This window comes from Stenotrophomonas sp. YJH_SMC_127, assembly GCF_059372445.1.
In genome coordinates this window covers 1,059,507-1,082,599 of the sequence record NZ_JCAFVO010000001.1, presented here as the reverse complement: position 1 = coordinate 1,082,599, position 23,093 = coordinate 1,059,507, and the positions used below count along the sequence as shown (strand labels likewise).

General features: G+C 66.8%; 22 protein-coding genes. 8 read left to right on the top strand and 14 right to left on the bottom strand.

The features are described 5' to 3' along the window. The first annotated feature begins 58 nt into the window (after positions 1-58). Both AC5QAB_RS04820 and AC5QAB_RS04815 read left to right on the top strand, forming a co-directional pair. On the top strand, positions 59-481 hold the full coding sequence (locus AC5QAB_RS04820) for a F0F1 ATP synthase subunit epsilon (protein WP_005419509.1): 423 nt from the start codon (positions 59-61) through the stop codon (positions 479-481). 72 nt (positions 482-553) lie between these two features. Beyond that, positions 554-2,767, top strand: a complete 2,214-nt coding sequence (locus tag AC5QAB_RS04815; protein ID WP_100450647.1) for a putative glycosyltransferase family protein — start codon at positions 554-556, stop codon at positions 2,765-2,767. A 20-nt stretch (positions 2,768-2,787) separates the two neighbouring features. On the opposite strand, the gene AC5QAB_RS04810 is transcribed toward AC5QAB_RS04815, so the two are convergent. After that, entirely contained in the window at positions 2,788-3,171 is a 384-nt protein-coding gene (locus tag AC5QAB_RS04810; protein ID WP_495233192.1) for a GtrA family protein, read from the bottom strand. Between the two features lie 83 nt (positions 3,172-3,254). On the opposite strand from AC5QAB_RS04810, the gene glmU reads away from it, so the two are divergent. Continuing rightward, a complete protein-coding gene (gene glmU, locus AC5QAB_RS04805) occupies positions 3,255-4,622 on the top strand; it encodes a bifunctional UDP-N-acetylglucosamine diphosphorylase/glucosamine-1-phosphate N-acetyltransferase GlmU (RefSeq protein WP_046432629.1) in 1,368 nt (455 codons plus the stop codon). Continuing rightward, the gene (locus tag AC5QAB_RS04800) at positions 4,591-5,124 is read left to right on the top strand and encodes a GNAT family N-acetyltransferase (RefSeq protein WP_049440005.1); all 534 of its coding nucleotides are present in this window, start codon (positions 4,591-4,593) and stop codon (positions 5,122-5,124) included. The genes glmU and AC5QAB_RS04800 overlap by 32 nt, the downstream gene beginning before the upstream one ends. A gap of 56 nt (positions 5,125-5,180) precedes the next feature. Here the strand turns inward: AC5QAB_RS04800 and AC5QAB_RS04795 are convergent, their stop codons facing one another. From AC5QAB_RS04795 to AC5QAB_RS04765, 7 genes are all read right to left on the bottom strand, one after another. Beyond that, the gene (locus AC5QAB_RS04795) at positions 5,181-6,533 is read right to left on the bottom strand and encodes a sensor histidine kinase (RefSeq protein ID WP_014648489.1); all 1,353 of its coding nucleotides are present in this window, start codon (positions 6,531-6,533) and stop codon (positions 5,181-5,183) included. Further along, positions 6,530-7,876, bottom strand: a complete 1,347-nt coding sequence (locus tag AC5QAB_RS04790) for a sigma-54-dependent transcriptional regulator (RefSeq protein WP_014648488.1) — start codon at positions 7,874-7,876, stop codon at positions 6,530-6,532. The genes AC5QAB_RS04795 and AC5QAB_RS04790 overlap by 4 nt, the downstream gene beginning before the upstream one ends. A gap of 121 nt (positions 7,877-7,997) precedes the next feature. Continuing rightward, entirely contained in the window at positions 7,998-8,369 is a 372-nt protein-coding gene (locus AC5QAB_RS04785) for a PDZ domain-containing protein (protein ID WP_014648487.1), read from the bottom strand. 16 nt (positions 8,370-8,385) lie between these two features. Further along, on the bottom strand, positions 8,386-9,600 hold the full coding sequence (locus AC5QAB_RS04780; protein WP_197561800.1) for an FtsX-like permease family protein: 1,215 nt from the start codon (positions 9,598-9,600) through the stop codon (positions 8,386-8,388). Positions 9,601-9,621: 21 nt separating this feature from the next. After that, positions 9,622-10,923 carry an ABC transporter permease gene (locus AC5QAB_RS04775; protein ID WP_100450642.1) on the bottom strand — a complete coding sequence of 434 codons (1,302 nt, stop codon included), beginning with the start codon at positions 10,921-10,923 and terminating at the stop codon, positions 9,622-9,624. Positions 10,924-10,933: 10 nt separating this feature from the next. After that, entirely contained in the window at positions 10,934-11,659 is a 726-nt protein-coding gene (locus AC5QAB_RS04770; RefSeq protein ID WP_014648484.1) for an ABC transporter ATP-binding protein, read from the bottom strand. 35 nt (positions 11,660-11,694) lie between these two features. After that, entirely contained in the window at positions 11,695-12,972 is a 1,278-nt protein-coding gene (locus AC5QAB_RS04765; protein WP_032961233.1) for an efflux RND transporter periplasmic adaptor subunit, read from the bottom strand. 203 nt (positions 12,973-13,175) lie between these two features. Here AC5QAB_RS04765 and glmS point away from each other — a divergent pair, with 203 nt between their 5' ends. Both glmS and AC5QAB_RS04755 read left to right on the top strand, forming a co-directional pair. After that, positions 13,176-15,014, top strand: a complete 1,839-nt coding sequence (glmS, locus tag AC5QAB_RS04760; protein ID WP_495231401.1) for a glutamine--fructose-6-phosphate transaminase (isomerizing) — start codon at positions 13,176-13,178, stop codon at positions 15,012-15,014. A gap of 446 nt (positions 15,015-15,460) precedes the next feature. Continuing rightward, a complete protein-coding gene (locus tag AC5QAB_RS04755; RefSeq protein ID WP_014648481.1) occupies positions 15,461-15,892 on the top strand; it encodes a CBS domain-containing protein in 432 nt (143 codons plus the stop codon). Positions 15,893-15,959: 67 nt separating this feature from the next. On the opposite strand, the gene AC5QAB_RS04750 is transcribed toward AC5QAB_RS04755, so the two are convergent. Together AC5QAB_RS04750 and gloA are read right to left on the bottom strand one after the other, a co-directional pair. After that, positions 15,960-16,388: a VOC family protein gene (locus AC5QAB_RS04750; RefSeq protein WP_049404183.1), complete on the bottom strand. Its 429-nt coding sequence runs from the start codon at positions 16,386-16,388 to the stop codon at positions 15,960-15,962. Between the two features lie 90 nt (positions 16,389-16,478). Further along, the gene (gene gloA / locus AC5QAB_RS04745; RefSeq protein ID WP_241884795.1) at positions 16,479-16,994 is read right to left on the bottom strand and encodes a lactoylglutathione lyase; all 516 of its coding nucleotides are present in this window, start codon (positions 16,992-16,994) and stop codon (positions 16,479-16,481) included. A 125-nt stretch (positions 16,995-17,119) separates the two neighbouring features. On the opposite strand from gloA, the gene AC5QAB_RS04740 reads away from it, so the two are divergent. Further along, positions 17,120-18,232, top strand: a complete 1,113-nt coding sequence (locus AC5QAB_RS04740) for a PLP-dependent cysteine synthase family protein (protein WP_197557128.1) — start codon at positions 17,120-17,122, stop codon at positions 18,230-18,232. Positions 18,233-18,370: 138 nt separating this feature from the next. Here the strand turns inward: AC5QAB_RS04740 and AC5QAB_RS04735 are convergent, their stop codons facing one another. Then, the gene (locus tag AC5QAB_RS04735) at positions 18,371-18,775 is read right to left on the bottom strand and encodes a hypothetical protein (protein WP_014648478.1); all 405 of its coding nucleotides are present in this window, start codon (positions 18,773-18,775) and stop codon (positions 18,371-18,373) included. Positions 18,776-18,945: 170 nt separating this feature from the next. On the opposite strand from AC5QAB_RS04735, the gene AC5QAB_RS04730 reads away from it, so the two are divergent. Next, positions 18,946-20,976: a M3 family metallopeptidase gene (locus AC5QAB_RS04730; protein WP_495233191.1), complete on the top strand. Its 2,031-nt coding sequence runs from the start codon at positions 18,946-18,948 to the stop codon at positions 20,974-20,976. A 71-nt stretch (positions 20,977-21,047) separates the two neighbouring features. Here the strand turns inward: AC5QAB_RS04730 and AC5QAB_RS04725 are convergent, their stop codons facing one another. The 3 genes from AC5QAB_RS04725 to AC5QAB_RS04715 all read right to left on the bottom strand — a co-directional run bounded on the left by AC5QAB_RS04725 (position 21,048) and on the right by AC5QAB_RS04715 (position 22,967). Then, on the bottom strand, positions 21,048-21,851 hold the full coding sequence (locus AC5QAB_RS04725; protein ID WP_032961223.1) for an SDR family oxidoreductase: 804 nt from the start codon (positions 21,849-21,851) through the stop codon (positions 21,048-21,050). Continuing rightward, complete coding sequence (locus AC5QAB_RS04720) at positions 21,848-22,414, bottom strand: DUF1415 domain-containing protein (protein ID WP_049406028.1); 567 nt, start codon at positions 22,412-22,414, stop codon at positions 21,848-21,850. The genes AC5QAB_RS04725 and AC5QAB_RS04720 overlap by 4 nt, the downstream gene beginning before the upstream one ends. A gap of 70 nt (positions 22,415-22,484) precedes the next feature. Next, positions 22,485-22,967, bottom strand: a complete 483-nt coding sequence (locus AC5QAB_RS04715; protein ID WP_006471121.1) for a YajQ family cyclic di-GMP-binding protein — start codon at positions 22,965-22,967, stop codon at positions 22,485-22,487. Between the last annotated feature and the right edge of the window lie 126 nt (positions 22,968-23,093).

The window sequence follows — 23,093 nt, the reverse complement described above, 5'->3', positions numbered from 1 at the left end:
CCGCGCCGGTGGACCCCCACGGCGGCATTGCGCCGCCGCGAACAGCGAAGAGATTTGCATGAGCACGATCCGTTGCGACATCGTCAGCGCCGAGCAGGAAATCTTCCGTGGCGAAGCGACCCTGGTCGTGGCCACCGGTGAGCTGGGCGAACTGGGCATCGCGCCCAAGCACGCGCCGCTGATCACCCGCCTGAAGCCGGGCAAGGTGGTGGTGACCACGCCGAACGGCGAGCAGCTGGATTTCGCCATTTCCGGCGGCATCCTGGAAGTGCAGCCGCAGGTGGTGACCGTGCTGGCCGACACCGCGATCCGCGCGCAGGACATCGACGAAGCCTCGGTCCGCAAGGCCAAGGAAGAAGCCGAGCGCATCCTGGCCAACCGCGGCGAAGCGATGGAAGTGGCTGAAGCCCAGCAGAAGCTGGCCGAAGCCGTCGTCCAGCTGCAGGCGCTGGAGCGCCTGCGCAAGAATCTCAAGCACTGAGGTTCGCGCGTCATCAAGCACAAGCGCCGGCTAGCTGCCGGCGTTTTTGTTTGTTCGCCACAGGAGCAGGGAATGCAGCACCACTCGACAGCGATTGAAGGCAGCAGCTGGCAGCGGCCGTGGCGCACACCGGCAGGCGTGTTCCTGATTGCGTGGATCGTTCTGTGCCTGCCATGGCTCAGTGGCATCAAGACCATTCCCTTTGATGCCGTGCAGCAGTTCTTCCCGGCGGTCAGTTTCAGCGCCGAGCAGTTGCGTCACCTGCAGGCCCCCTGGTGGAATCCGTATCTCTACGGTGGCTACCCGCAGGTGGCCGATCCGCAGATGATGACGCTGCAGCCGACGATGCTGCTGCCGATGCTGCTGGCGCCGGGCTCCCTGCACCTGTTCACGGTGGTGGTGCTGCTGCATGTGCTGGCAGGCGGCCTGGGTGCACTGCGGTTGAGCCGCGTGCAGGGCATGCCGCCGCCGGCGCAGCTGCTGTTCGCACTCACGCTGATGTTTGGTGGCGTGGCCGCGTCGCGCCTGCAGCACACGCCGATGGTCATCAGCTACTGCCTGCTGCCCTGGCTGTGGCTGGGCCTGGAGCAGGTCCGCCGGCGGGGACGGATGCGCGACATCCTGCTGGCCGGTGTGGCCGGCGGGATGTGTGCGCTTCAACTGACCCAGGTCACCTATTTCATCATCCTCGCGTGCGTGATCTACGCCGTGGCTGCTGTCGTGCTGGCACAGGGGCAGCGCATGCGCCTGCTGTGGCAGCTGGGCGTGGTGGCCATTCTCGCCGGTGGTGTCAGTGCGCCGCAGTGGCTGTCCACGCTGGCCTGGCTGGACCAGACCAATCGCAATGGCCTGACGCTGGAAGCCGCGCTGCCGGGTGCCATCCACTGGCAGACACTGGTGACACTGCTGTCGGGCAACGTGTTCTCGCAGGGGCGCGGCGACAGCTGGGCCTTCGGTGATATCAGCGCCGATTACCTCTATGTGGGGGCAGTGCCGCTGGCGCTGTGGCTGCTCTGGGGCGGTGAGGTGCTGCGGCGCAAGCCGGCGGCGACGCGCGTCGCGCTGTGTGCGCTGACGCTGGCGATCATGGTCGCGGTGGGTGGCGCCACGCCGCTGTTCCCCTGGTTGTTCGGCTGGCTTCCGGGGCTGGACCTGTTCCGGCGCCCGTCCGATGCGCTGTTCCTTACCGTGCCTGCGGCGGCGTGGCTGGGTGCCAGTGCCCTGCAGGTTGCCCTGCAGCGGCAGCCATTGCGATTGCATCGGGTGTCCGTGGCGGTCGTCGCAGTGCTGGGCGCGTGCGCTGCGTGGCTGGCGATCGATCATGGTCATCCGCTCGCTTTCGCCTGGCTTGCGGTCAGCGCCGCGCTGGGCGTAGCCGCGGTGTGGGTGCTGCGCCGCCACCAGTCACCTGCGCGCTGGGTGCTGGCGCTGGTGCTGTTGGACCTGCTGCTGTTCAACGTCGGCACCAGGTTCAACGCGGGCAGCGGCACAAAGTCGGTGCTCACCGCCGATCGTGCGGGTCCTGCGCAGCGCGCCTATGCGCTGCTGGCGGCAGAGCGGCATATCGGCATACCCGAGCGCGCGGTGGTCTTCGGCATCGGCGGACTCACCAACGGCGCGGCGGTGCATGCCATTGCGCTGGCAAACGGCTACAACCCGCTGCTGGCAAGCGACTATCTGCAGATGACCGGGATGCCGGGCGAGCCGGTGGATACCTTCCAGCAGAAGGTCCCCACTGCCTGGATGCCAGACACCGCTGCTCCCCTGTACGACCTGCTGGGCGTGCGTTGGCTGCTGGCCCAGGAGCCGTTCCCGGGCTCCAGCGCGCAGGGCGACCAGGTGGAACTTGCGCGGCGTGACAGCGTGCTGCCACGGGTGCTGAATCCGCGGCAGGTGCGCCGCCATGAGGAGCGTCTACCGCCTGCGCCGCTGTTCAACCAGACCGATTTCAACCGGCAGCTATGGCTGCCGGCAGCCGCCAGCAGCCACTGTGCCGAACAGGATGCCGGCGAGGCCACGGTACAGGTGCTGCACTACCAGCCGGGACGCATCGAGCTGACGGTGGTGGCCGACGATGCAGCATGGGTGGTGATCAACGAAACCACCGGTCGTGGCTGGCAGGCGCAGCTCGAGGATGGCCAGGTACTGCCGCTGCTGCGCGGCAATGGCCTCTTCCATGCGTTGTGCGTGCCGGCCGGGCAGCATCAGGTGCGGTTGCGCTACAGCGCGCTGCAGCTGTGGCGTGAGGGACTGGGAGCGCGCCTGCGCCGTGACGGTGATCGCTGACCGCTGACCGCTGACCGCGATCAGCGGTACACCACATAGCGCATCAACAGGAACGACACGCACGCCAGCCCGCCTTCCACCAGTGGCTTGGCCAGCCAGGTGTACTGCAGGCCCAGCGCGTGGTCGACCAGGCTCACCAGCAACGTGCTTGCCGCGGTCAGCAGCAGCCACAGCCCGAAGAAGCGTACAAAGCGCCTCCAGCCCAGCTTGTGGGTGCCGGCCTCGGCAAAGGTGTAGCGGCCGTTGAGCCAGAAGCCCAGCAGCATGCCGGCCAGGCGTCCGGCGACGTTGGCCGGTGCGACCGGTATGCCAAGCGCGGTGGCGACCACGAACACCAGCCAATCGACCAGCAGCTGCACGAGCCCGATCACGAGGTAGGCGCTTCCCTGGCGGACAAGGCTCATCGGCATGGTGAAGGAGGAGGGATGCCCATGTTAACGGCGTACGCTCTAGAATCGTCGGCAACGAACCACGGACTGCCGTTCCCATGACCCAAGCCCTGCACGTCATCATCCTCGCCGCCGGCGCCGGCAAGCGCATGAGGTCGGTGCTGCCGAAGGTGCTGCAGCCGGTCGCCGGCCAACCGATGCTGGCGCACGTGATCGATGCGGCCCGCGAACTGCAACCGGCGGCCATCCATGTGGTCTACGGCCATGGCGGTGAGGCGGTGCGGCAACAGTTTGCCGACCAGCCCGACCTGCAGTGGGCTGAACAGGCGCAGCAGCTGGGTACGGGCCACGCGGTGGCGCAGGCGATGCCGCAGGTGCCGGATGCCGTGCAGGTGCTGGTGCTGTACGGCGATGTACCGCTGATCCGCGCGCAGACCCTGCGCGATCTGCTGGCGCAGCCAGGGCGGTTGGCGGTACTGGTCGCCGAGGTTGATGACCCGACCGGTTACGGCCGCGTGCTGCGCGATGCCGAAGGCAAGGTGGGAGCGATCGTCGAGCAGAAGGACGCGACCGACGACCAGCTGCGCGTGCGCACGATCAACACCGGCATCATCGCCGCGGAGTCGACCGCGCTGCGCCGCTGGCTGTCGCAGCTGTCCAACCGCAATGCACAGGGCGAGTACTACCTGACCGACGTGTTCGCGTTTGCCGCGCATGAGTACACCCCGGCCGAAATGGCGCTGGTGGCCGACGCGCAGGAAGCCGAGGGGGCAAACGATCCCTGGCAGCTGTCGCAGCTGGAGCGTGCCTGGCAGCATCGCGCCGTGCGTGCGCTGTGCGCACAGGGTGCACGCGTGCGCGACCCGGCACGACTCGACATCCGTGGCACCGTCACCGTGGGCAGTGACGTGCTGATCGATGTCGATGTCGTTCTCGAAGGCAACATCGTGCTCGGCGACGGCGTTACCATCGGTCCGTTCAACCGCCTGAAGGACGTTACTCTCGGCCCCGGTACCGAAGTACGCGCGCACTGTGATCTGGAGGGTGTGGTCACCGAAGGCGCGGCGCTGGTCGGTCCGTTCGCGCGCCTCCGCCCAGGTACCGTGCTGGCCGATGGCGTGCACGTCGGCAACTTCGTCGAAACCAAGAAGGTCACCCTCGGCGTCGGCAGCAAGGCCAACCACCTCACCTATCTGGGTGATGCGGTGATCGGCAGCAAGGTGAACATCGGTGCCGGCACCATCACCTGCAACTACGACGGCGTGAACAAGTCGACCACCACCATCGGCGACAACGCGTTCATCGGTTCCAACAGTTCGCTGGTGGCGCCGCTGACGATCGGCGAGGGCGCGACCATCGCTGCCGGTTCGGTCATCACCCGCACCGCCCCGGACGGCAAGCTGACACTGGCCCGCGCACGACAGGAAACCATCGATGGCTGGAAGCGCCCGGTCAAGAAGTCCTGAGCCACGTATTCCGCATGCCGACGAGCTCGGCGTGCTGCCGGCAATTGAACAGCGTGCCGGCGAACTGCTGAAGGATCACGAAGCCCATCCGGTATTTGCCGGCCACGGCCTGGATCTGCCGACGCTGCAGGACGGCCTTCAGCGGGGCCAGCTGTGGGTTGTGGATGGCCCCGGCGGCGACATTGCCGGCTACCTGCTGGGCGGCGAGCTGTGTGGCGAGTTCCATGTCCTGCAGATGGATGTGGACCCCGCGCACGCGCGTCGTGGCCATGGCCGCGCATTGCTGCGGCACGCCTTGGCGCAGGCCAGGGCCACCGGCTTTGCTGCAGCGGTGCTGACCACCTTGAGCGATGTGCCATGGAATGCAGCCTTCTATGCCAGCGAAGGGTTCGACGTAGTGCCTGAGGCTGAGTGGAACGACGGCCTGCGCGCCGTCATGGCCGAAGAGGCTGCGCTCGGGTTTCCGATGCACCTGCGGGTGGCGATGCGGCGGGCCTGGTAGGTGCCGGCCCTGGTCGGCACATCCGCGCATGGCGTGGAGCTACCCGATCGGCCCGCTCAACCCACCGGCAACAGGATCGACACGCACAACCCGCCATCGCCGCGGTTCTGCAGCGACACGCGGCCACCGTGCGCTTCCACGATCTCGCGCGTCAGTGCCAACCCCAGGCCGGTGCCGTTGCGCTTGGTCGAATAGAACGGCATCAAGGCGTTCTGCAGCACCTGCTCGTTCATGCCCTTGCCGCGATCCAGTACGTCCAGGCGCAGCCATTGCGGCAGCCGCGTGAGTTGCACCTGTACGTCATCGTTGGGCGGATCGGCCTCGGCGCAGGCTTCATGCGCGTTCTTCAGAAGATTCAGCAATGCCTGCCCGAACTGCGCGATGTCGATGCGGCTGCTCAGGTCCTCGTCCGGCTCGCGTTCCATGGTGAACGGGATCTGCTGGCGCAGGCTGGACAGGAACGGCGCCCAGTGCACGGTCTGCAGTTGCGGCTGCGGCAGCTTTGCGAAGCGTGCATAGCCACGGATGAAGCCTTCCAGGTGGCGTGCGCGGTCCTCGATGGTGGTGAAGATCTCCGGCAACCGGTCGAAGCGTTCGCGCTGCACCAGCACGCCACCGGAGTGGGCCAGCGAGGCGATCGGTGCCAGTGAGTTGTTGAGCTCGTGGCTGATCACCCGGATCACCTTCTTCCACGTCTGCACTTCCTGGCGGCGCAGTTCGGCGGTGAGCAGGCGTACCAGCAGCAGGTCGTGCGGACGGCCGTTGAGCTGGAAGGCGCGGCGCGACAGGTGGTAGACCTGCTCGTCATCCTCGTCGCCGTCCTCGCCCTCGGCATGCACCGCGAACAGGCTGTCGCCGCCACGGGCGATGGCATCGCGCAGCTCTACCGGCACCTGTTCCAGCACCTCTTCCAGACGCTGGCCTTCCAGTTTCCAGCCGCCATGCAGCAGCTTGCGCGCAGCCAGGTTGGAGAACACCACGCGGGCGATGCCATCGCCGCCGGAGGCAATCAGCAGCATGGCCACCGGCGTGTTCTGCACCATGGTGTCCAGCAGCAGTTCGCGCTGCACCAGGCCCTGCCGCTGTTCGCGCAGCACATCGCCCAGCTCGCGGTGCGCCTGCACCAGGTCGCCCAGTTCGTCGTTGCCCGGCCAGTACACGCCGAAGTTGTACTCGCCGTCGCGGTAGCTGCTGGTGGTGCCGGACAGTGCGCGCATCAGCGAGCGCACCGGTGCGGTGGCGCGGCGCAGGGTCCACCACATCAACGCCAGCAGGATCACGGCCGACGCCGTGGTCACCACCCAGCCATGGTTCATCCAGTACGCCAGCAGCCACGGCAGCGCAGCGGCCAGCGCCAGCACCGGCAGCAGGCGCAGGAACAGGCGGAAGGTGAACGAGCGCCGCTTCATTCGCGTGGGATGCCGTGGCGGTCCATGCGCCGGTACAGGGCCTGGCGGCTCAGGCCGAGTTCGGCAGCCGCCTGGGCGATGACGCCGTGGTTGCGTGCCAGCACGTCCTCGATGCGCTCGCGGTCGGGATCGTTGCCAGCGCTCGGTGCGGGGCGTGGCGCCGGTGCGGTGCGCGGCAGGTTCAGGTCGGCCACCTCGATGCGGTTGCCGGTCGCCAGCAGTTCGGCACGCTGGATCACGTTGCGCAGTTCGCGCACGTTGCCCGGCCACGGGTGCCGTTGCAGGGCGGCACTGGCGGCACTGGACAGCGGCTTGCCGGCCGTCAGGAAACGCTCGGCCAGTGGCACGATGTCGCCCGCGCGCTCGGCCAACGGCGGTAGTACCAGTTCCACTGTATTGAGGCGGTAGTAGAGATCTTCGCGGAACGTGCCGTCGCGGATCATCGCCGGCAGGTCGGCATTGGTCGCGCTGACCACGCGGACTTTGACCTGGCGTTCGCGATTGGAACCCAGGCGCTCGAAGCGGCCGGTTTCCAGCACGCGCAACAGCTTCATCTGCCCGCCCAGCGACAGGTTGCCGATCTCATCCAGGAACAGCGTGCCTCCGTCGGCGGCTTCGAACTTGCCCTCGCGTGCCTTGTTGGCGCCGGTGTAGGCGCCGGCCTCGGCACCGAACAGTTCGGCCTCGATCAGCTCCGACGGCAACGCGCCGCAGTTGACCGTGATGAACGGGCCCTTGGCCACCAGTGAATTGGCCTGGATGATCTGCGCGATCTTCTCCTTGCCGGCACCATTGGGACCGGTGATCAACACCGGCAGCTCGGAGCGCGCGACCTGGCAGGCCAGGGCGATGACGCGCTCGCTGGCCGGATCGGCGAAGACCGCACCGCACAGGTCGTACTTTTCTTCCAGCGCATTGCGCTGGCGCAGCTCACGGCTGCGGCGGCGGTCCAGTTCGCGCCGCGCCTCGGACAGCTCCAGCAGGTTGTTGACCGTGGTCAGCAGCTTGCGGTCGTCCCAGGGCTTGGCCAGGTAGTCGGCGGCGCCGGCCTTGACCAGGTCCACCGCGCTGCTCAGGTGGGTCCAGGCGGTCAGCAGGATCACCGGCAGGTCCGGGTGGCGTGCGCGGATCTGTGCGAACAGCGCTTCGCCCTCCTCGCCGGAGGTGGTGTCCTCGCTGAAGTTCATGTCCTGGATCACCAGGTCGACCGGCTGCGACTCGAGCAGGGCCAGCCCCTCGGCCGGGCTCTGCGCCTGCAGGGTGTCGATGTCGTGCAGGGAGAACAGCACGTCCAGTGCAGTGCCCACACTGGCGTTGTCGTCGATGATCAGGATCGAAGGCATCAAGCGGTTCTGCAGAAAGGGATGGGCGGCGCCGATGGAGCCGTGTTCGTGTCCATACGCCGGGAGAGCCCGGCGCCACCCATCAAGCATAGCCAAACCCGTAGCCGTCGGGGCGGCGGGCTCAGCGTCGGGGCGGCGGCGGTGGCGGTGCTGGCGGAGGCGGAGCGACCAGCGCCCTGCGCCAGGCAGCGGCGTCCACCGCGACCGTCAGTTCCTGCCTGTCGCGCTGCAGCAGGAGATAGGCCCTGGCGGCGCTTGAACGCCGCAGGGCCTCGGCAAGATGCTCGATCCTGCGTACGGTGGTGTCATCCACCCGCAGGATGCGATCGCCGCTGCGCACGCCGAAGCGGGCTTCCGGGCCGGCGGCTTCCACGCGCACCTGGCCTTCGCTCGAACGCAATGCCAGGCGCGCATCGTCCTGGCGCCACTCCAGTGTCTGCGAGCTGCCACCGCCGGCCAGTGCCGGCAGTGGCAGGAGCATCATCATCAGCATCCAGCGGATACGCATCTCATGCGCCCCGCGTGGCAACCGCAGGCGGTACCGCTGCCGCGCGCCGGGCCGGCCCGAACACCGCGATCTGGCCAAGCACCCACAGCAGCAGCGCGCCCAGCGGCAGGTAGTGCAGCGGCATGCGCGGCAGCTCGTACATGTTCATCAGTGCCAGGTTGATCGCATAGGCGGCCAGCATGCCCAGCACGATGCCCAGCGTGGCCAGCAGGAAGTTCTCGGTCTGGAAGTAGCGCAGGATCTGCCCACGCGTCGCGCCGAGCGCGCGACGGATACCAATCTGCTTGCTGCGCTGCTGCACCCAGAAGCTGGCCAGGCCGATGATGCCCAGTGCGGTGACCACCAGCAGCGAGATGCACACCGTGATCAGCAGCCCGACCATGGCCCTGTCGTTCTTGAAGTAGTCATTGCGCTGCGCCTCATAGGTCAGCTTCTCGCGCACCAGCCGGTTGGGGTCGTTGCGTTCAAGCGCGGCGATCGCGCCCTTGAGTACTTCCTCGCGCCGTTCCGGAGCGGTGCGCAGGACGTACGGGCCCTGGGTGAAATCGGTCCGCACAGGCAGCACCATCGACAGCGTGGTGTTGTTGTTGTAATCGGTGGGCGTGGCCAATGACGCGACAATACCCACCACGTGCAGTGGCTGCTTGCCCATGTAGAACGTCTTGCCCAGTGCGTTCTCGCCGGGGTACAGCCTGTCGGCGAGCGTGCGGCTGATGATCACCGAGGAGGCGGTATTGGTGGAGGCGCTCTTCTGTGCATCCTCGACGTTGCTGTATTCACTGGGCTGGAAGTCGCGGCCGGCGGTCAGCTGCAGTCCAAGCGTGGACAGTCCACCTTCGCCGAACATGTACATGGTGACGAAGGCGGTCGGACGTTCCTGTTCCTGCTTCAGCGAAACGCTGGTATTGGAGGAGTTCGGGCGGAACGGCAGCTGGTTGACCTTCGCGGCGGCGGTGACCCCGGGAACGGCGCGCAGGGCGGACAGGTCCTCCTGGGTGCGGGCCTGGCCATTGGTCTGCTTGCCGATGCCGCTGACCCGGACGAACACCAGCTCGTTCTCGGCCAGGCCGCTGGTCTGGCTGATCCGTTCAACGCGCTGGGTGACCAGGAACAGGGCATTGCAGACGATGGCGCAGGTCAGGGCGACTTCCAGCACGATCAGGGCGGCGGCTGTCTTGTGCCGGCGCAGGGTGCTGAGGATGGGGCGGATATCCATGGGAGGTCCTCGTACTCGTGCTTACTGCGACTTGAGCTGGATGGCCGGGGTAACCTGCATCGCGCGCCAGGCGGGCAGGAAACCAGCGGCGAGGCTGGCGAACAGGGTCAGGCCAATGGCCAGCAGCAGCATGCTGCCGTCCAGGTGGGCCAGGCTCGCGTAGTCCACGGGTTGCTGGCGCACCGCATACAGGCCGAGCAGGGCCAGGCCGATGCCGAGCACGCCGCCGGCAACGCCGATCGCACCGGCTTCAACCAGGCATTGCAGGAAGATCTGCCCACGGCTGGCACCGAGGGCGCGGCGCACGCCGATCTCGCCGCTGCGGCGCAGGAACTTCGCCAGCAGCAGGCCCACCGTGTTGACCAGGCAGACGCCGAGAAAGCCCAGTGCCAGCCACATCTGCAGGCGCACGTCGCTGGGCACGGCATTCTTGAACGTCAACCACTCCATCACCGGGCGCAGGCGCACGTTGGTGGGGCGCTCGAAACGGCCCGCTGCGCGCTGCTGGTCCGAGTAGTTGGCCAGGTAGCTGCGGTAGTCCTCGACCTTGGCCGGATCCAGCTCCACCCAGTACTGGATCCAGCTGCAGGGCGCGCTGATCGAGTTGCTGCTGCCATCCGGATTCTCGCCGAAGCAGTTCATGTTGCCGTTGCTGCCGAACTCCAGGTCCATCGCAGTGGAAAACGGCACCAGCAGGTCTTCATCCTTGCCGTAGTTGCCGGTGGTCAGATCGAAGAAGTGGGGTTCGGGATTCCACTTCTTCATCACGCCGATCACCCGCAGTGAATGGCCACTCAGGCGGATCTCGCGACCGGTGCTGTCGGCACCCTGGAACAGCTTGTCGTTGATCGCTTTCGACAGCACCACCACCCGGCTGCGATTGTCATCATCGCTGCTGTTCCAGGCACGCCCGTACTGCATCGGCACGTCGAACATCGGGAAGAAATCGGCCGACGTCCAGCGCGTATCCACCGAGAACGGCTTGAGCGTGCTGAGCTCCGGTTCCACCGTGCCGCCGCCCGCGCTCATCATCGCCTGGCGGATGCCGCGCTTCTCGCGCAGCAGGGTCTCGGCGTCGCGCCGTGTCATCTGTTCCTCAGGCTCCTCACCCGGGGTATAGCCGCCGCGCGGGCGCGGATCGACCTGCACGTAGAACAGCTGGTCGCTCTTGCCGGGAATCGGGTCGCCGGACAGCACGTGGAACACCGTCAGCGTGGTCATCGAGGCACCGATGCCGAGCGCGATGGCGACCACCATCAGTGCGGTCAGGATCTTGTTGCGGCGGAAGCTGCGTACCGCCAATCGGGTGTAGTAGGCGAACATGGGAGTGCCCTCACTCGTTGACGGCAACGATGTGGCGCGGCGGGGTAGCCAGCACCGGTTCGCGCACCAGGTCGGTCACCTGGCCATCGACGATGTGCACGTTGCGCTGCGCGCGCGCGGCCAGTTCCGGGTCGTGGGTGACCATCACGATGGTGGTGCCGGCGGCATTGATCTCCTCCAGCAGTTCCATCACGCCGCGGGCCATCTGCGTATCCAGGTTGCCGGTCGGTTCGTCGGCCAGCAGCAGGCGCGGGCTGCCGGCCAGCGCACGCGCGATCGCCGCACGCTGCTGCTGGCCGCCGGACAGTTCGTTCGGGTAATGCTTCATGCGTGAGCCCAGGCCGACCTGGGTGAGCGCCTTTTCGATGCGTTCGCGGCGCTCGTTGGCACTCATCTTCCGGTAGCGCAGCGGCACGTCGACGTTGTCGAACAGGTTCAGGTCGGGAATCAGGTTGAAGCCTTGGAAGATGAAGCCGATCTTCTGGTTGCGCAGGCGGCTGCGGGCGTCATCGCCCAGCGTGCTCACGTCCTGGCCGTCAAGCAGGTAGGTGCCGCTGGTGAAGGTTTCCAGCAGGCCGGCGATGTTGAGGAAGGTGGTCTTGCCGGAGCCGGACGGGCCGGTGACCGCGACGAACTCGCCTTCCTTGACCTGCAGTTCCAGCGAGCGCAACGCGTGGGTTTCCACCTGTTCGGTGCGGAAGACCTTGGCGACCGAACGCATTTCGAGCATGTACATGGGGTGTCCTCTCTCCAGGATTCAGGTATCGGGTATCAGTTGACGGAGACGCGTTCGGCGTCCTTGAACAGGTCGCTGCCGGAGACCACGATGCGGTCGCCCGGCTGCACACCCGACTTGATTTCCACTTCGCCCAGGCTGCTGACGCCCAGTTCCACCGGACGCCGCACCGCGGTGCGGCCATCCATCACGTAGGCCACGCCATTGCCCTGTTCGACGAACGGGCCGCGCTCGACCTTCAGCACGTCCTTGCGGGTATCGAGCAGCACGCGCACCGACATCCGCTGGCTCTGGCGCAGGCCTTCCGGCTGCGCGCTGGCGAAGCGCACGCGGGCGTTGACCTCGCCGTTGACCACTTCCGGCGACACCGCGCTGATCTCGCCCGGGAACGGCTTGCCATTGCCGCCGGTCAGCTGCGCCGGCATGCCGATCGCCAGGTCGCGGGCGAAGCTCTCCGGCACCTTGATCTCGACCTCGAACTTGGACAGGTCGACCACGCCCAGCACCGGCGCGTTGGCAGCCAGGTTGGTGGACTGGACCGCCTGCACCTGGCCGACCTGGCCGTCAAACGGTGCGCGCAGGGTCAGTGCGTCGACCTGGCGCTGCACTTCGGCCACCACGGCCTTCTGGCGGTCGGCCAGCAGGCGCTTGTTGCGGGCATCCAGGTCGGCGCCCTGGCTCTGCAGGCGCGCATCGGTGGTGGCGTTGGCCAGGGTGATGTCGGCCTTCTTCAGCGAGTCCTTGGCCTTGGCCAGGTCGATCTGTGGCACCGCACCGCCGTCGTAGCCGCGCTGGAAGCGCTGCAGGTCGCGGTCGGCGGCCTGGCGCTCGATGGTGGCCTGGTCGGTTTCCTTGCGCGACTTGGCGCGGGCCAGGGTGGCGTCCAGCGCGGCACGGCTGGCCTCGGCTTCCAGGCCGGCCAGGGTGGCCTGTTCCTGGGCCAGCTTGCTGCGCAGTTCCGGGCTGTCGATGACCGCCAGTTCCTGGCCCTTCTTGACCACGTCACCGGCGACCACTTTCAGGTCCACGGTGCCGGCCGAGATGGCGTACAGGATCGGGCTGTTGGCGGCGATCACCCGGCCGTCGGCGGCGATGTCGCGGACCAGGTCGCCGCGCTTCACTTCGGCGATGCGCACCCGGCTGCTGTCGAAGGAGCGGCTGGCATTGGACCAGGCATGCACGGCCCAGCCGATGCCGGCCAGCAGCACGATGGCGCCCAGCGCCGGCCAGCGGTAGCGCTGCCAGTTGACGCGGGTGGCGCCGGCGGGGGCGGAGGAAACGATCTGGTCCTGTGCGGAAGTGTCGCGGATCATCGGGTGCGTGCCTGACGGTGGTAGCCAGTACCAAGCACGTAGCGTGCCAACTTTATTTCCTTTCAGTTCAACAGGTTGGGCGGGCCGCTGGAGTGTCCGGGTGTCCGCGGACACCTTTCCGGACACTTTCATTAAGCGGACAGGAGGGGGAAGCCGGACACGCGGGCTAGAATGCGCCGATCGTCTTCAAGGAAACGCGTGACATGTGTGGAATCGTGGGTGCAATCGCCGATCGCGACGTGGTGCCGGTGCTGATCGAAGGCCTGAAGCGGCTTGAGTACCGTGGTTACGACTCCTCGGGCATCGCGGTGATCGATCATGCCGAGCGCCCCGAAGTACGTCGTGTCCGCCGCACCGGTCGCGTGTCGGAAATGGCCACGGCGGCCGAGGCCGAAGGGTTCAATGCGGTGCTGGGTATCGGCCACACCCGCTGGGCCACCCACGGCGGCGTCACCGAGGCCAACGCGCATCCGCACATCAGCCACGGCGTGGCGCTGGTGCACAACGGCATCATCGAGAACCACGAAGAGCAGCGCGAGAAGCTGCGGGCGCTGGGCTACACCTTCGAGTCGCAGACCGACACCGAAGTCATCGCGCACCTGATCCATCATCACCTGAAGGGCGGCGATGACCTGCTGGTGGCGCTGCAGCACACGGTGAAGGAGCTGACCGGCGCCTACGCGCTGGCCGTGGTCAGCCGCGCCGAGCCGGAGCGCTTCGTCTGCGCGCGCATGGGCTGCCCGCTGCTGGTGGGCCTGGGCGAGGGCGAGAACTTCGTCGCCTCCGACGTCTCGGCGGTGATCTCGGCCACCCGCAAGGTGATCTTCCTGGAAGAGGGCGACACCGCCGAGATCCGTCGCGATGGCGTGCGCATCTTCGATGAGCATGACCGGCCGGTCGATCGCGATGTGCACCTGTCCGACGTGTCGCTGGCATCGCTGGAGCTTGGCCCGTACCGCCACTTCATGCAGAAGGAAATCCACGAGCAGCCGCGTGCGCTGGGCGACACCATCGAGGCGGCGATCGACGCCGGTGGTTTCCCGGCCGAGCTGTTCGGCAAGAACGCCGAAGCGGTGCTGTCGGGCATCGAGGGCGTGCAGATCATTGCCTGCGGCACCAGCTACTACGCCGGCCTGACCGCGCGCTACTGGATCGAAGCCATCGCCGGCCTGCCGTGCAGCGTGGAGATTGCCAGCGAGTACCGCTACCGCGCCGCGTATGCCAACCCGAAGCACCTGATCGTCACCATCTCCCAGTCCGGCGAAACGCTGGATACGATGGAGGCGCTGAAGTACGCCAAGGCGCTTGGCCACAAGCACACGCTGTCGATCTGCAACGTGCCGGAAAGCGCGATTCCGCGCGCCAGCGAGCTGGTCTGCTACACCCGCGCGGGCGCCGAGATCGGCGTGGCTTCGACCAAGGCCTTCACCACCCAGCTGGCCGCGCTGTTCCAGTTGACCGTGGTGCTGGGCAAGCTGCATGGCCGCATCGACGCGGCGCAGGAAGCGGATTACCTGGAGCAGCTGCGCTTCCTGCCGGGCAGCGTGCAGCACGCGCTGAACCTGGAACCGCAGATCGCGGCGTGGGCCGAACGCTTCGCGCGCAAGTCCAATGCGCTGTTCCTGGGCCGTGGCCTGCATTACCCGATTGCGCTGGAAGGCTCGCTCAAGCTCAAGGAGATTTCCTACATCCACGCCGAGGCCTACCCGGCGGGCGAGCTGAAGCACGGCCCGCTGGCGCTGGTGGACGAGGACATGCCGGTGGTGGTGATCGCCCCCAATGACAGCCTGCTGGAGAAGGTGAAGTCGAACATGCAGGAAGTGCGCGCCCGTGGTGGCGAGCTGTTCGTGTTCGCCGACCAGGACAGCAACTTCAATGAGTCCGAAGGCGTGCACGTGATCCGCACGCCGCGCCATGCCGGCGTGCTCAGCCCGATCGTGCACACCATTCCGGTGCAGCTGCTGGCCTACCACACCGCGCTGGCACGCGGCACCGACGTGGACAAGCCGCGCAACCTGGCCAAGAGCGTGACGGTGGAGTAACACTCCCGGATCCGTTGAATGCTGCATGCGAAAAGGGGCCCGCGTGGCCCCTTTCGTTTGCGTGGTCGGCCATGCCAAGTGGGACAGCCACCGGGTGTTCTGTCCGCCGTCGGCAGCAGGCAATCATTCTTTAATGCGCGGCATCGGCTGTATTCAGCGGCGGTTTCAGCCGCGGTGCCATTCTCTGGATCGTCGGTTGGTTCCCACGACGAACTGTCCTATCGATGCCGGTAGTGACCGATGGTCGCAGTCGTAGAATCGATTTGACCGAGGTCCGGGTTGAGCGGTTGAGCCCACCTCGTTCGCGTTGCAGCACATCGCCTGCCGATCCATTCCACGCGGCGGGCGGGTGCGCCAGACGTGCGCTGAAAGGTCTGTTCCCGGGGAGGGGGCGTATCGGAAGAGCACACTTTTTTGACTTCAGTGACCTGCACCAGGAAACAAGAATGAACGTCCGCGAACTTCTGCAATCCAAGAAAGAAGCTGTCATCACCATCGACGCCGAGGACACCATCGGTGCCGCCGCCCACAAGATGAGCGCGAACAGGATCGCTGCGCTGGTGGTGATGAAGGACGATGCCCCGGTCGGCATCATTTCCGAGAAGGACATCGTGCGTACCCTGGCCGACGACGGCCCGCAGGCCGGCCGCCGGGTGATCTCCAGCCTGCCGTCCACCGGCCTGGAAGGCATTGCGCCGGACGCGACGCTGAAGCAGGCCATGTCGTTGATGACGTACTCGCGGCGCCGTCATCTGATGGTGACCGACGGCAACCAGCTGGTCGGCATCCTCAGCCTGGGCGATATCGTGAAGAACCTGCTGGGCGAGCTGGAACTGGAAAAGGCCGTGCTTCAGGACATCTACATGGCCGCCCACTGAGGGCTGCAGCGCTGGAAGCAGGGAAGCCGGGCATTGCCCGGCTTCTTCGTTCACGGCTTCGGTGATATCAGAACGTGACCTTCACCGAGTCGGCGCTGTAGTTCGCCGGACCGTGATAGACCACTTCGATGTTGTTGCCGTCCGGGTCGAGCACGAAGGCGCCGTAGTAGCCCGGGTGGTAGGGGCGTTCGCCCGGCGCGCCGTTGTCGGTGCCGCCGGCGGCGATCGCGGCGGTATGGAAGGCATCGACGGTGGCGCTGTCGCGGGCCTGGAAGGCCAGATGGTGCCGGCCGGTCAGCTGGCCGGCGGCGGCCTCGCTGCTGGCGCTGGAAATGAACAGCTCATCGGCCCAGAAGTAATCATCGCCTTCGCCGGCGATCGGGATGCCGATGGTGTCGAACACCGCCTGGTAGAAGCGGCGGCTGGCCGCCAGGTCACGCACCACCAGCTGGATGTGGTCGATCAGGCGGCCGCGGTGCAGTTCCATCGTTTCCATACGAACCTCGCAAAAAAGGGGACGGAGGGGATTAAGTCGCTTCCGGCCAATAGTGCCAGAAATGACTTAATCCCCTCCGTCCCCTTTTTGTCAGTTGGCGATGATTTCGACCCAGTAGCCGTCCGGGTCCTTGATGAAGGCCAGGTTCTTCATGCGGCCGTCGGTCAGGCGCTTCTGGAAGGTCACGCCGAGGTCCTCGAAGCGCTGGCAGGCGGCCTCGATGTCCGGCACCGACACGCAGATGTGGCCGAAGCCGCGCGGGTCGCTGTTGCCGTCGTGGTACACCGCACCGGCCTGGGTTTCGGTACCGTGGTTGTGGGTCAGTTCCAGCACGCCCGGCAGGCCGGCCATCCACAGGCGGCGCTGGCTGTCGTCTTCCGGCACCACTGCGCCGGCCGGCACGTAGGCCAGGAAGTACAGGCTGAACCGGGCGTCCGGGAAGTCGCGCTTGTCGATCAGCTGGTAACCCAGTACGCGGGTGTAGAAGTCCAGCGAGGCGGTGATGTCCTTCACCCGCAGCATGGTGTGGTTAAACACGAAGCCGCTGGTTTCGGCCGGGGCCTGGGCGGCGACGCCGGGGACATCGCGCAGGGCGGGAATGGTCATGGGGGAGGTCCTTCAGACGGGGCCGTTGCCGGCCGGATGGCGCCATTCTACCGGCCCGCACCTGACGGCACCGCGACGTACAATGGCCGGATCGCACCGTTCCGTCCTGATAACGATTGCCCGCCATGTCGCAGCGTGAATGGGTGGCCGCCGCCATCCGCAAGATCGAAGCCGATTTCAACCGTTCCGCCGATACCCATCTGATCCCGCTGGCGCTGCCCGGGTTCGAGGGCATCGACCTGTACCTGAAGGACGAGTCGAGCCATCCCACCGGCAGCCTCAAGCACCGGCTGGCGCGCTCGCTGTTCCTGTACGCGCTGGCCAACGGTTGGTTGCGCGAGGGCCGGCCAGTGATCGAGGCCTCCAGTGGCTCGACCGCCGTGTCCGAAGCCTATTTCGCGCGCCTGCTGGGCCTGCCGTTCATTGCGGTGATCCCGGCCACCACCTCGCCGGAAAAGATCGCGGCGATCGAGTTCCATGGGGGCCGCTGCCACCTGGTCGAGCGCGCCTGCGACCTCAACTGTGATTCGGAAAAGCTGGCCCGCGAAACCGGCGGCCACTTCATGGACCAGTTCACCTATGCCGAGCGGGCGACCGACTGGCGTGCCAACAACAACATCGCCGAATCCATCTTCAAGCAGATGGCCGAAGAGCCCAGCCCGGTTCCGGAATGGATCGTGTGCAGCCCGGGTACCGGCGGTACCGCCGCCACGCTGGGCCGTTATGTCAGCTACCGCCGGCATGACACCCGCATCCTGTGCGCGGACCCGGAAGTGTCGGTGTTCTTCGACGGCTACAAGGCTGCCGTGGCCGGTGAACAGGACTGGCGTGGACTGACCTGTAGCGGTGGCTCGCGCGTGGAAGGCATCGGCCGGCCACGGGTGGAGCCGAGTTTCATCCCGACCAGTGTCGATGCGATGGTGAAGGTGCCCGATGCGCTGAGCCTGGCCGCGATGCGCCATGTCAGCCGCCAGCTCGGCCGCCGTGTCGGTGGCTCCACCGGCACCAACTTCATCGGCGTGCTGCAGGCCGCGCAATGGATGCGTGAGGCGGGCCACCAGGGCAGCATCGTCAGCATCCTGTGCGACAGTGGCGAGCGCTATGCGCAGAGCTATTACGACCCGGCGTGGTATGGGCGACAAGGAATCGATGTCGACGGCGTCGATGCGCAGCTGGCGGCGGCGGTGGCCGGGCAGGGGTTGCCCGAACTGCCGTGGTGCAGCCTGGAAGCGTTGTAACGCGGCAACGCACGGCCGGCTGTGCATCGGCTGGGTAGCGTCTACTGTTGGTCGACCGCTCCACGTTCAGGTCGCCAGAATCCCGCGCTGCGCGCGAAAGTCGACCCACAGTCGACTCCACCCGGTCGCCGGGGCGTCTCAATACCCCGCTGCGGTGAACGCATCCAGCACCGCATCGCGCAGCGCATCAGGCAACGCCTCGATGTCCATCGCGCGGTCATCCAGGTGCAGGCTGGGGTCCAGGATGCTGGCGCGTCCCTGGGCCAATGCCTGCAGCCACAGCAGCACGCAGATCACGAACTCGCGCTCGTGGCCCAGCTGCAACTGGCTGGCGCCGCGCTCGATCACCTCGAACGGGTACCACTCCTGGGCATCGTTGAACGTGCCGCCCTGCTGCAATACCGCCTGCAGCTGCTCCAAATGGCGGGGAGCGTCGTCGCCGGCATCGCACAGCGCGGCGATCCAGGCCAGTTCTGCCGGGCTGGCGGACAGCGCCAGCGAGCGCGCCGGTGAGATGGATGCCACTGCAGCCAGACCTTCCATGTAGGGCCTCGTTCGGTAAGTACCGCTGCGGACTCCCCCGCAGCCAGAGCTTCGGTGCGCGGCCGTCAGGCCGACGTGAACGCCGGCGCATGCCCCCTTGTCAGCCGCGCCTGTCAGCGCCATATCTGAGAAGCTGCCCGCCCGCCGGGCCCGTTCCCTGGAGATCTGCCGTGACCGTTGCCAACCCCCTGCTCGACTTTTCCGGACTGCCGCGCTTTGACGCGATCCGCCCCGAGCACGTCGCGCCGGCGCTGGATGTGCTGCTGGCCGAGGCCGAAGCTGCCGTCAGCGCAGCCGAGCGGGTGCAGCCGGTGCGTTGGGACACCTTCGTCACCCCGCTGGATGACGCCACCGAGCGCCTGTGGCGTGCCTGGGGCCTGGTCGGCCACCTGCAGGGGGTGGTCAACACCCCGGAACTGCGTGAGGCCTACAACGGCAACCTGCCGCGGGTGACCCGTTTCGCCAGCGCGCTGGGCCAGAACCTGGCGCTGTATCGCCAGTACCAGGCACTGGCCGCCAGCCCGGAGGCGGCGCATTTCAATGAAGCCCAGCGCAAGGTGCTGGACAACACGCTGCGTGACTTCCGCCTGGGCGGTGCCGAGCTGGCACCTGAGGCGCAGCAGCGCTTTGCGGCGATCAAGGAGGAACTGTCGGCGCTGTCGGCGAAGTTCTCGCAGAACGTGCTCGACGCCACCGATGCATGGTCGCTGTACATCGAGGACGAAGCGCGACTGCTGGGCCTGCCGGAAGACGTGAAGGCTGCCGCGCGCGCTGCGGCAGAGAAGGACGGCAGGACCGGCTGGAAACTGACCCTGCAGATGCCGTGCTACCTGCCGGTGCAGACCTGGGCTGAAGACCGCGACCTGCGCGAGATCCTGTACCGTGCCAGCGCGCAGCGTGCATCGGAGTTCGGCGATGACGCGCTGGACAACAGTGGCAACATCGACCGTATCCTTGCCCTGCGCGCCGAACTGGCCGCGTTGCTCGGCTTCGATTCGTACGGCCATTACTCGGTGGCGACCAAGATGGCGCAGGATCCGGCCGAAGTGCTGGGTTTCCTGCGTGACCTTGCCGCGCGAGCCAAGCCGTTCGCGGCCAAGGACCGCGCCGAGCTGGAGCAGTTCGCACGCGAGCAGCTGGGCATCGATGACCTGCAGGCCTGGGACCTGGCGTTCGCCGCCGACCGTCTGAAGCAGGCGCGTTACAGCTATTCCGAGCAGGAAGTGAAGCAGTATTTCACCGAACCGAAGGTACTGGGCGGCCTGTTCTCGGTGATCGAGCAGCTGTATGGCCTGCATGTGCAGGAAGACAGCGCACCGGTGTGGCACGAAGACGTGCGCTTCTTCCGCCTGGTCGATGCGCAGGGCGCGCTGGTCGGCCAGTTCTACCTGGACCTGTACGCACGCGAGGGCAAGCGCGGCGGTGCGTGGATGGACGATTGCCGCAACCGTCGCGTGCGTGGCGACGGCAGCGTGCAGACGCCACTGGTCTACCTGGTGTGCAACTTTGGCCGGGGCGCCAACGGCGGGCCGGCGACCTTCAGCCACAATGAAGTGACCACGCTGTTCCATGAGATGGGCCACGGGCTGCACCAGCTGCTGACCCGCATCGGCGAACTGGGCGTGGCCGGCATCAACGGCGTGGAATGGGACGCGGTGGAGCTGCCCAGCCAGTTCATGGAGAACTTCTGCTGGGAATGGGACCATCTGCAGGGCATGACCGCGCACGTGGACAGTGGCGAGCCGCTGCCGCGCGCGCTGTACGAGCGCATGCTGGCGGCGCGCAATTTCCATAGCGGCATGGCCACGGTGCGCCAGCTGGAGTTCGGCCTGTTCGACATGCTGCTGCACAGCCAGTTCGAACCGGCGCAGGACAGCGTGCTGGCACTGCTGGACCGAGTGCGCGCGGAAGTGGCCGTGAACCACCCGCCGGTCTGGAACCGCTTCCCGCACCAGTTCAGCCACATCTTCGCTGGTGGTTACGCCGCGGGTTACTACAGCTACAAGTGGGCCGAAGTGCTCAGCGCCGATGCCTACGCCGCGTTCGAGGAAGCGCCGCAGGCACTGGCTGAAACCGGTGCACGCTTCCGCGATGAGATCCTGTCGCGTGGTGGCAGCCGCCCGGCGGCGGAGAACTTCAAGGCCTTCCGCGGCCGCGCGCCGCAGATCGACGCGCTGCTGCGGCACTCGGGCATGGCGTAAGCGAAAAAAAGGGGACGGAGGGGATTAAGTCGTTTGTGCACAAACGACTTAATCCCCTCCGTCCCCTTTTTCTATTCGGCGTAGATCATCTTCCGGGTCATGCCGCCGTCGACGATGAAGTCCTGGCCGGTGCTGAAGCCGGACAGCGACGACAGCAGGTACACCGCCAGCGCGCCGATGTCCTCGGGGCGGCCGACCCGGCCGACCGGGTGCTGTGCCTGGTCGATGGCGGAGTACTCCGGTGCGTGTCGCCGCGAGGGGGCCTGCCAGGCCGTGGTGCCGATCCAGCCCGGACTGATGCTGTTGACCCGCACCGTTGGGCCGGCACTGATCGCCAGCGCATGGGTGAACGCCACCAGCCCGCCTTTGGCCGCAGCATAGGCCTCGCTGTGCGCTTCGGATTGCCAGGCGCGGGTCGAGGCGATGTTGATGATTGCGCCGGCGGCGCTGGCCGTCAGCGCCGGTAGTGCGTGCTTGCTGCACAGGAAGGCACCGTGCAGCGAGGACAGGCGGCGCTGCCACTCATCCCAGTCCATGTCCTGCAGCTGCGTGCCATGCGGTCCGGCAATGCCCGCGTTGTTGACCAGCCCGTCGATACGGCTGAAACGCCGCAGGGCCACGGCGATGAAGTCGCGCACGCTGGCTTCGTCGGTGATGTCCAGGCGCTGGAATGCGGCCTCGCCGCTACGCTGCCATTCCGCCAGGCACGCCTCGCCGGCCTCCACGTCCAGGTCGCCGATCAGCACGCGTCCGCCGGCACCGAGCACGGCCTGGGCGATGCCACGGCCGATGCCGTTGGCGCCGCCGGTGACCAGCACCACCTTGCCCGACAGCGGCGCGGCCGGCCATGCGGCAATCGGCGGCACCGTGCTCACGTCAGGTCTTCGCCACGCAGGCGGCGATGCCAGCCGTCCACGCCGATGCGGTCCAGGGTCTGGATGTTGCGCTCGACGATCACGTCCGGGTCCGGATAGACATCCACTGCGCGCGCCACGCTGTCTTCGCGCAGCAGGTGCAGGGTGGGGAAGGGCGCGCGATTGGTGTAGTTGCTGGCGTCGTCCGCTGCCACGCCGTCGAACTGGTAGTCCGGGTGGAAGCTGGCCACCTGCAGGATGCCCTGCAGGTCCAGTGCCTCGATCGCGGCGTCGGCGTTGTCGAGGAAATCGTTGTAGTCGAGGAAGTCGGTCAGCACCTGCGGATGCACGATCAGCGTGGTATCGATCTGCTCGGCCGGCGTATCGCGCAACAGCACCAGTTCCTCGGCCAGCTGTTCAACCAGCGCTTCCGGCGTGGTCGCATCACTGAGCACGATGCGGACCTGGTCCTTCACATACACCGCCTTGGCGAACGGGCACAGGTTCAGGCCGATGACGATGCGCTCCAGCCACAGGCGGGTGGCAGCGATCGGGTCATCGGTGGGCAGGGGGGAATCGGTCATGGCGGGCACGTCGGCTGGCGGGGCCGCCATTGTAGGCGCGTCGCTGGCAACGCGCCGTCGTGCGGATGCCTCAGTCGCGGAAGTTGTTGAACTGCAGCGGCAGCTCGAACTTGCCGGCCTTGAGCACGGCGATGGCGTCCTGCAGGTCGTCGCGCTTCTTGCCCTGCACGCGCAGCTTGTCGCCGTTGATCTGGCTTTCCACCTTCAGCTTGGCATCCTTCAGCGCCGCCGCGATCTTCTTGGCGATCTTCTGCTCGATGCCCTGCTTGACGGTGATCTTCTGCCGGGCCTGGGCCAGGTTGGTCTCGATGTCGCCGAACTCCAGGCTGAGCACGTCGATGCCGCGTGCGGCCAGGCGAGCACGCAGGATGTCGTTCATCTGCTTGAGCTGGAATTCGGTCGGCGCGGTCTGGTTGATGACATCGCCGTCGCGCTCGAATTTTGCGTCCACGCCCTTGAAGTCGAAGCGGGTGGCCAGTTCGCGGTTGGCCTGGTCGATGGCGTTGGTCAGCTCGTGGGTGTCGACTTCGGACACGACGTCGAAGGAAGGCATGGGCGGTGCTCCGCAGGTTTCAGTGGCGATCATTCTATCGCGAGGGCCCGCATGCCCGCCCTTTGTAGAGCCGAGCCTACGCTCGGCGGCTTTGTGAAGGGCAGCCGAGCGTGGGCTCGGCTCTAC

Excerpts from the sequence above, each read along its gene's own strand:
- AC5QAB_RS04740 (WP_197557128.1), top strand. The coding sequence starts at position 17,120 with ATGTCGCAGCGTGAATGGGTGGCCGCCGCCATCCGCAAGATCGAAGCC.
- AC5QAB_RS04815 (WP_100450647.1), top strand. The coding sequence starts at position 554 with ATGCAGCACCACTCGACAGCGATTGAAGGCAGCAGCTGGCAGCGGCCG.
- AC5QAB_RS04755 (WP_014648481.1), top strand. The coding sequence starts at position 15,461 with ATGAACGTCCGCGAACTTCTGCAATCCAAGAAAGAAGCTGTCATCACC.
- AC5QAB_RS04780 (WP_197561800.1), bottom strand. The coding sequence starts at position 9,600 with ATGGATATCCGCCCCATCCTCAGCACCCTGCGCCGGCACAAGACAGCC.
- AC5QAB_RS04790 (WP_014648488.1), bottom strand. The coding sequence starts at position 7,876 with ATGCCTTCGATCCTGATCATCGACGACAACGCCAGTGTGGGCACTGCA.
- AC5QAB_RS04720 (WP_049406028.1), bottom strand. The coding sequence starts at position 22,414 with ATGACCGATTCCCCCCTGCCCACCGATGACCCGATCGCTGCCACCCGC.
- AC5QAB_RS04785 (WP_014648487.1), bottom strand. The coding sequence starts at position 8,369 with ATGCTGATGATGATGCTCCTGCCACTGCCGGCACTGGCCGGCGGTGGC.
- AC5QAB_RS04735 (WP_014648478.1), bottom strand. The coding sequence starts at position 18,775 with ATGGAAGGTCTGGCTGCAGTGGCATCCATCTCACCGGCGCGCTCGCTG.
- AC5QAB_RS04765 (WP_032961233.1), bottom strand. The coding sequence starts at position 12,972 with ATGATCCGCGACACTTCCGCACAGGACCAGATCGTTTCCTCCGCCCCC.
- AC5QAB_RS04775 (WP_100450642.1), bottom strand. The coding sequence starts at position 10,923 with ATGTTCGCCTACTACACCCGATTGGCGGTACGCAGCTTCCGCCGCAAC.
- AC5QAB_RS04820 (WP_005419509.1), top strand. The coding sequence starts at position 59 with ATGAGCACGATCCGTTGCGACATCGTCAGCGCCGAGCAGGAAATCTTC.
- glmU (WP_046432629.1), top strand. The coding sequence starts at position 3,255 with ATGACCCAAGCCCTGCACGTCATCATCCTCGCCGCCGGCGCCGGCAAG.
- AC5QAB_RS04810 (WP_495233192.1), bottom strand. The coding sequence starts at position 3,171 with ATGAGCCTTGTCCGCCAGGGAAGCGCCTACCTCGTGATCGGGCTCGTG.
- AC5QAB_RS04800 (WP_049440005.1), top strand. The coding sequence starts at position 4,591 with ATGGCTGGAAGCGCCCGGTCAAGAAGTCCTGAGCCACGTATTCCGCAT.
- gloA (WP_241884795.1), bottom strand. The coding sequence starts at position 16,994 with ATGACCATTCCCGCCCTGCGCGATGTCCCCGGCGTCGCCGCCCAGGCC.
- AC5QAB_RS04750 (WP_049404183.1), bottom strand. The coding sequence starts at position 16,388 with ATGGAAACGATGGAACTGCACCGCGGCCGCCTGATCGACCACATCCAG.
- glmS (WP_495231401.1), top strand. The coding sequence starts at position 13,176 with ATGTGTGGAATCGTGGGTGCAATCGCCGATCGCGACGTGGTGCCGGTG.
- AC5QAB_RS04770 (WP_014648484.1), bottom strand. The coding sequence starts at position 11,659 with ATGTACATGCTCGAAATGCGTTCGGTCGCCAAGGTCTTCCGCACCGAA.
- AC5QAB_RS04715 (WP_006471121.1), bottom strand. The coding sequence starts at position 22,967 with ATGCCTTCCTTCGACGTCGTGTCCGAAGTCGACACCCACGAGCTGACC.
- AC5QAB_RS04795 (WP_014648489.1), bottom strand. The coding sequence starts at position 6,533 with ATGAAGCGGCGCTCGTTCACCTTCCGCCTGTTCCTGCGCCTGCTGCCG.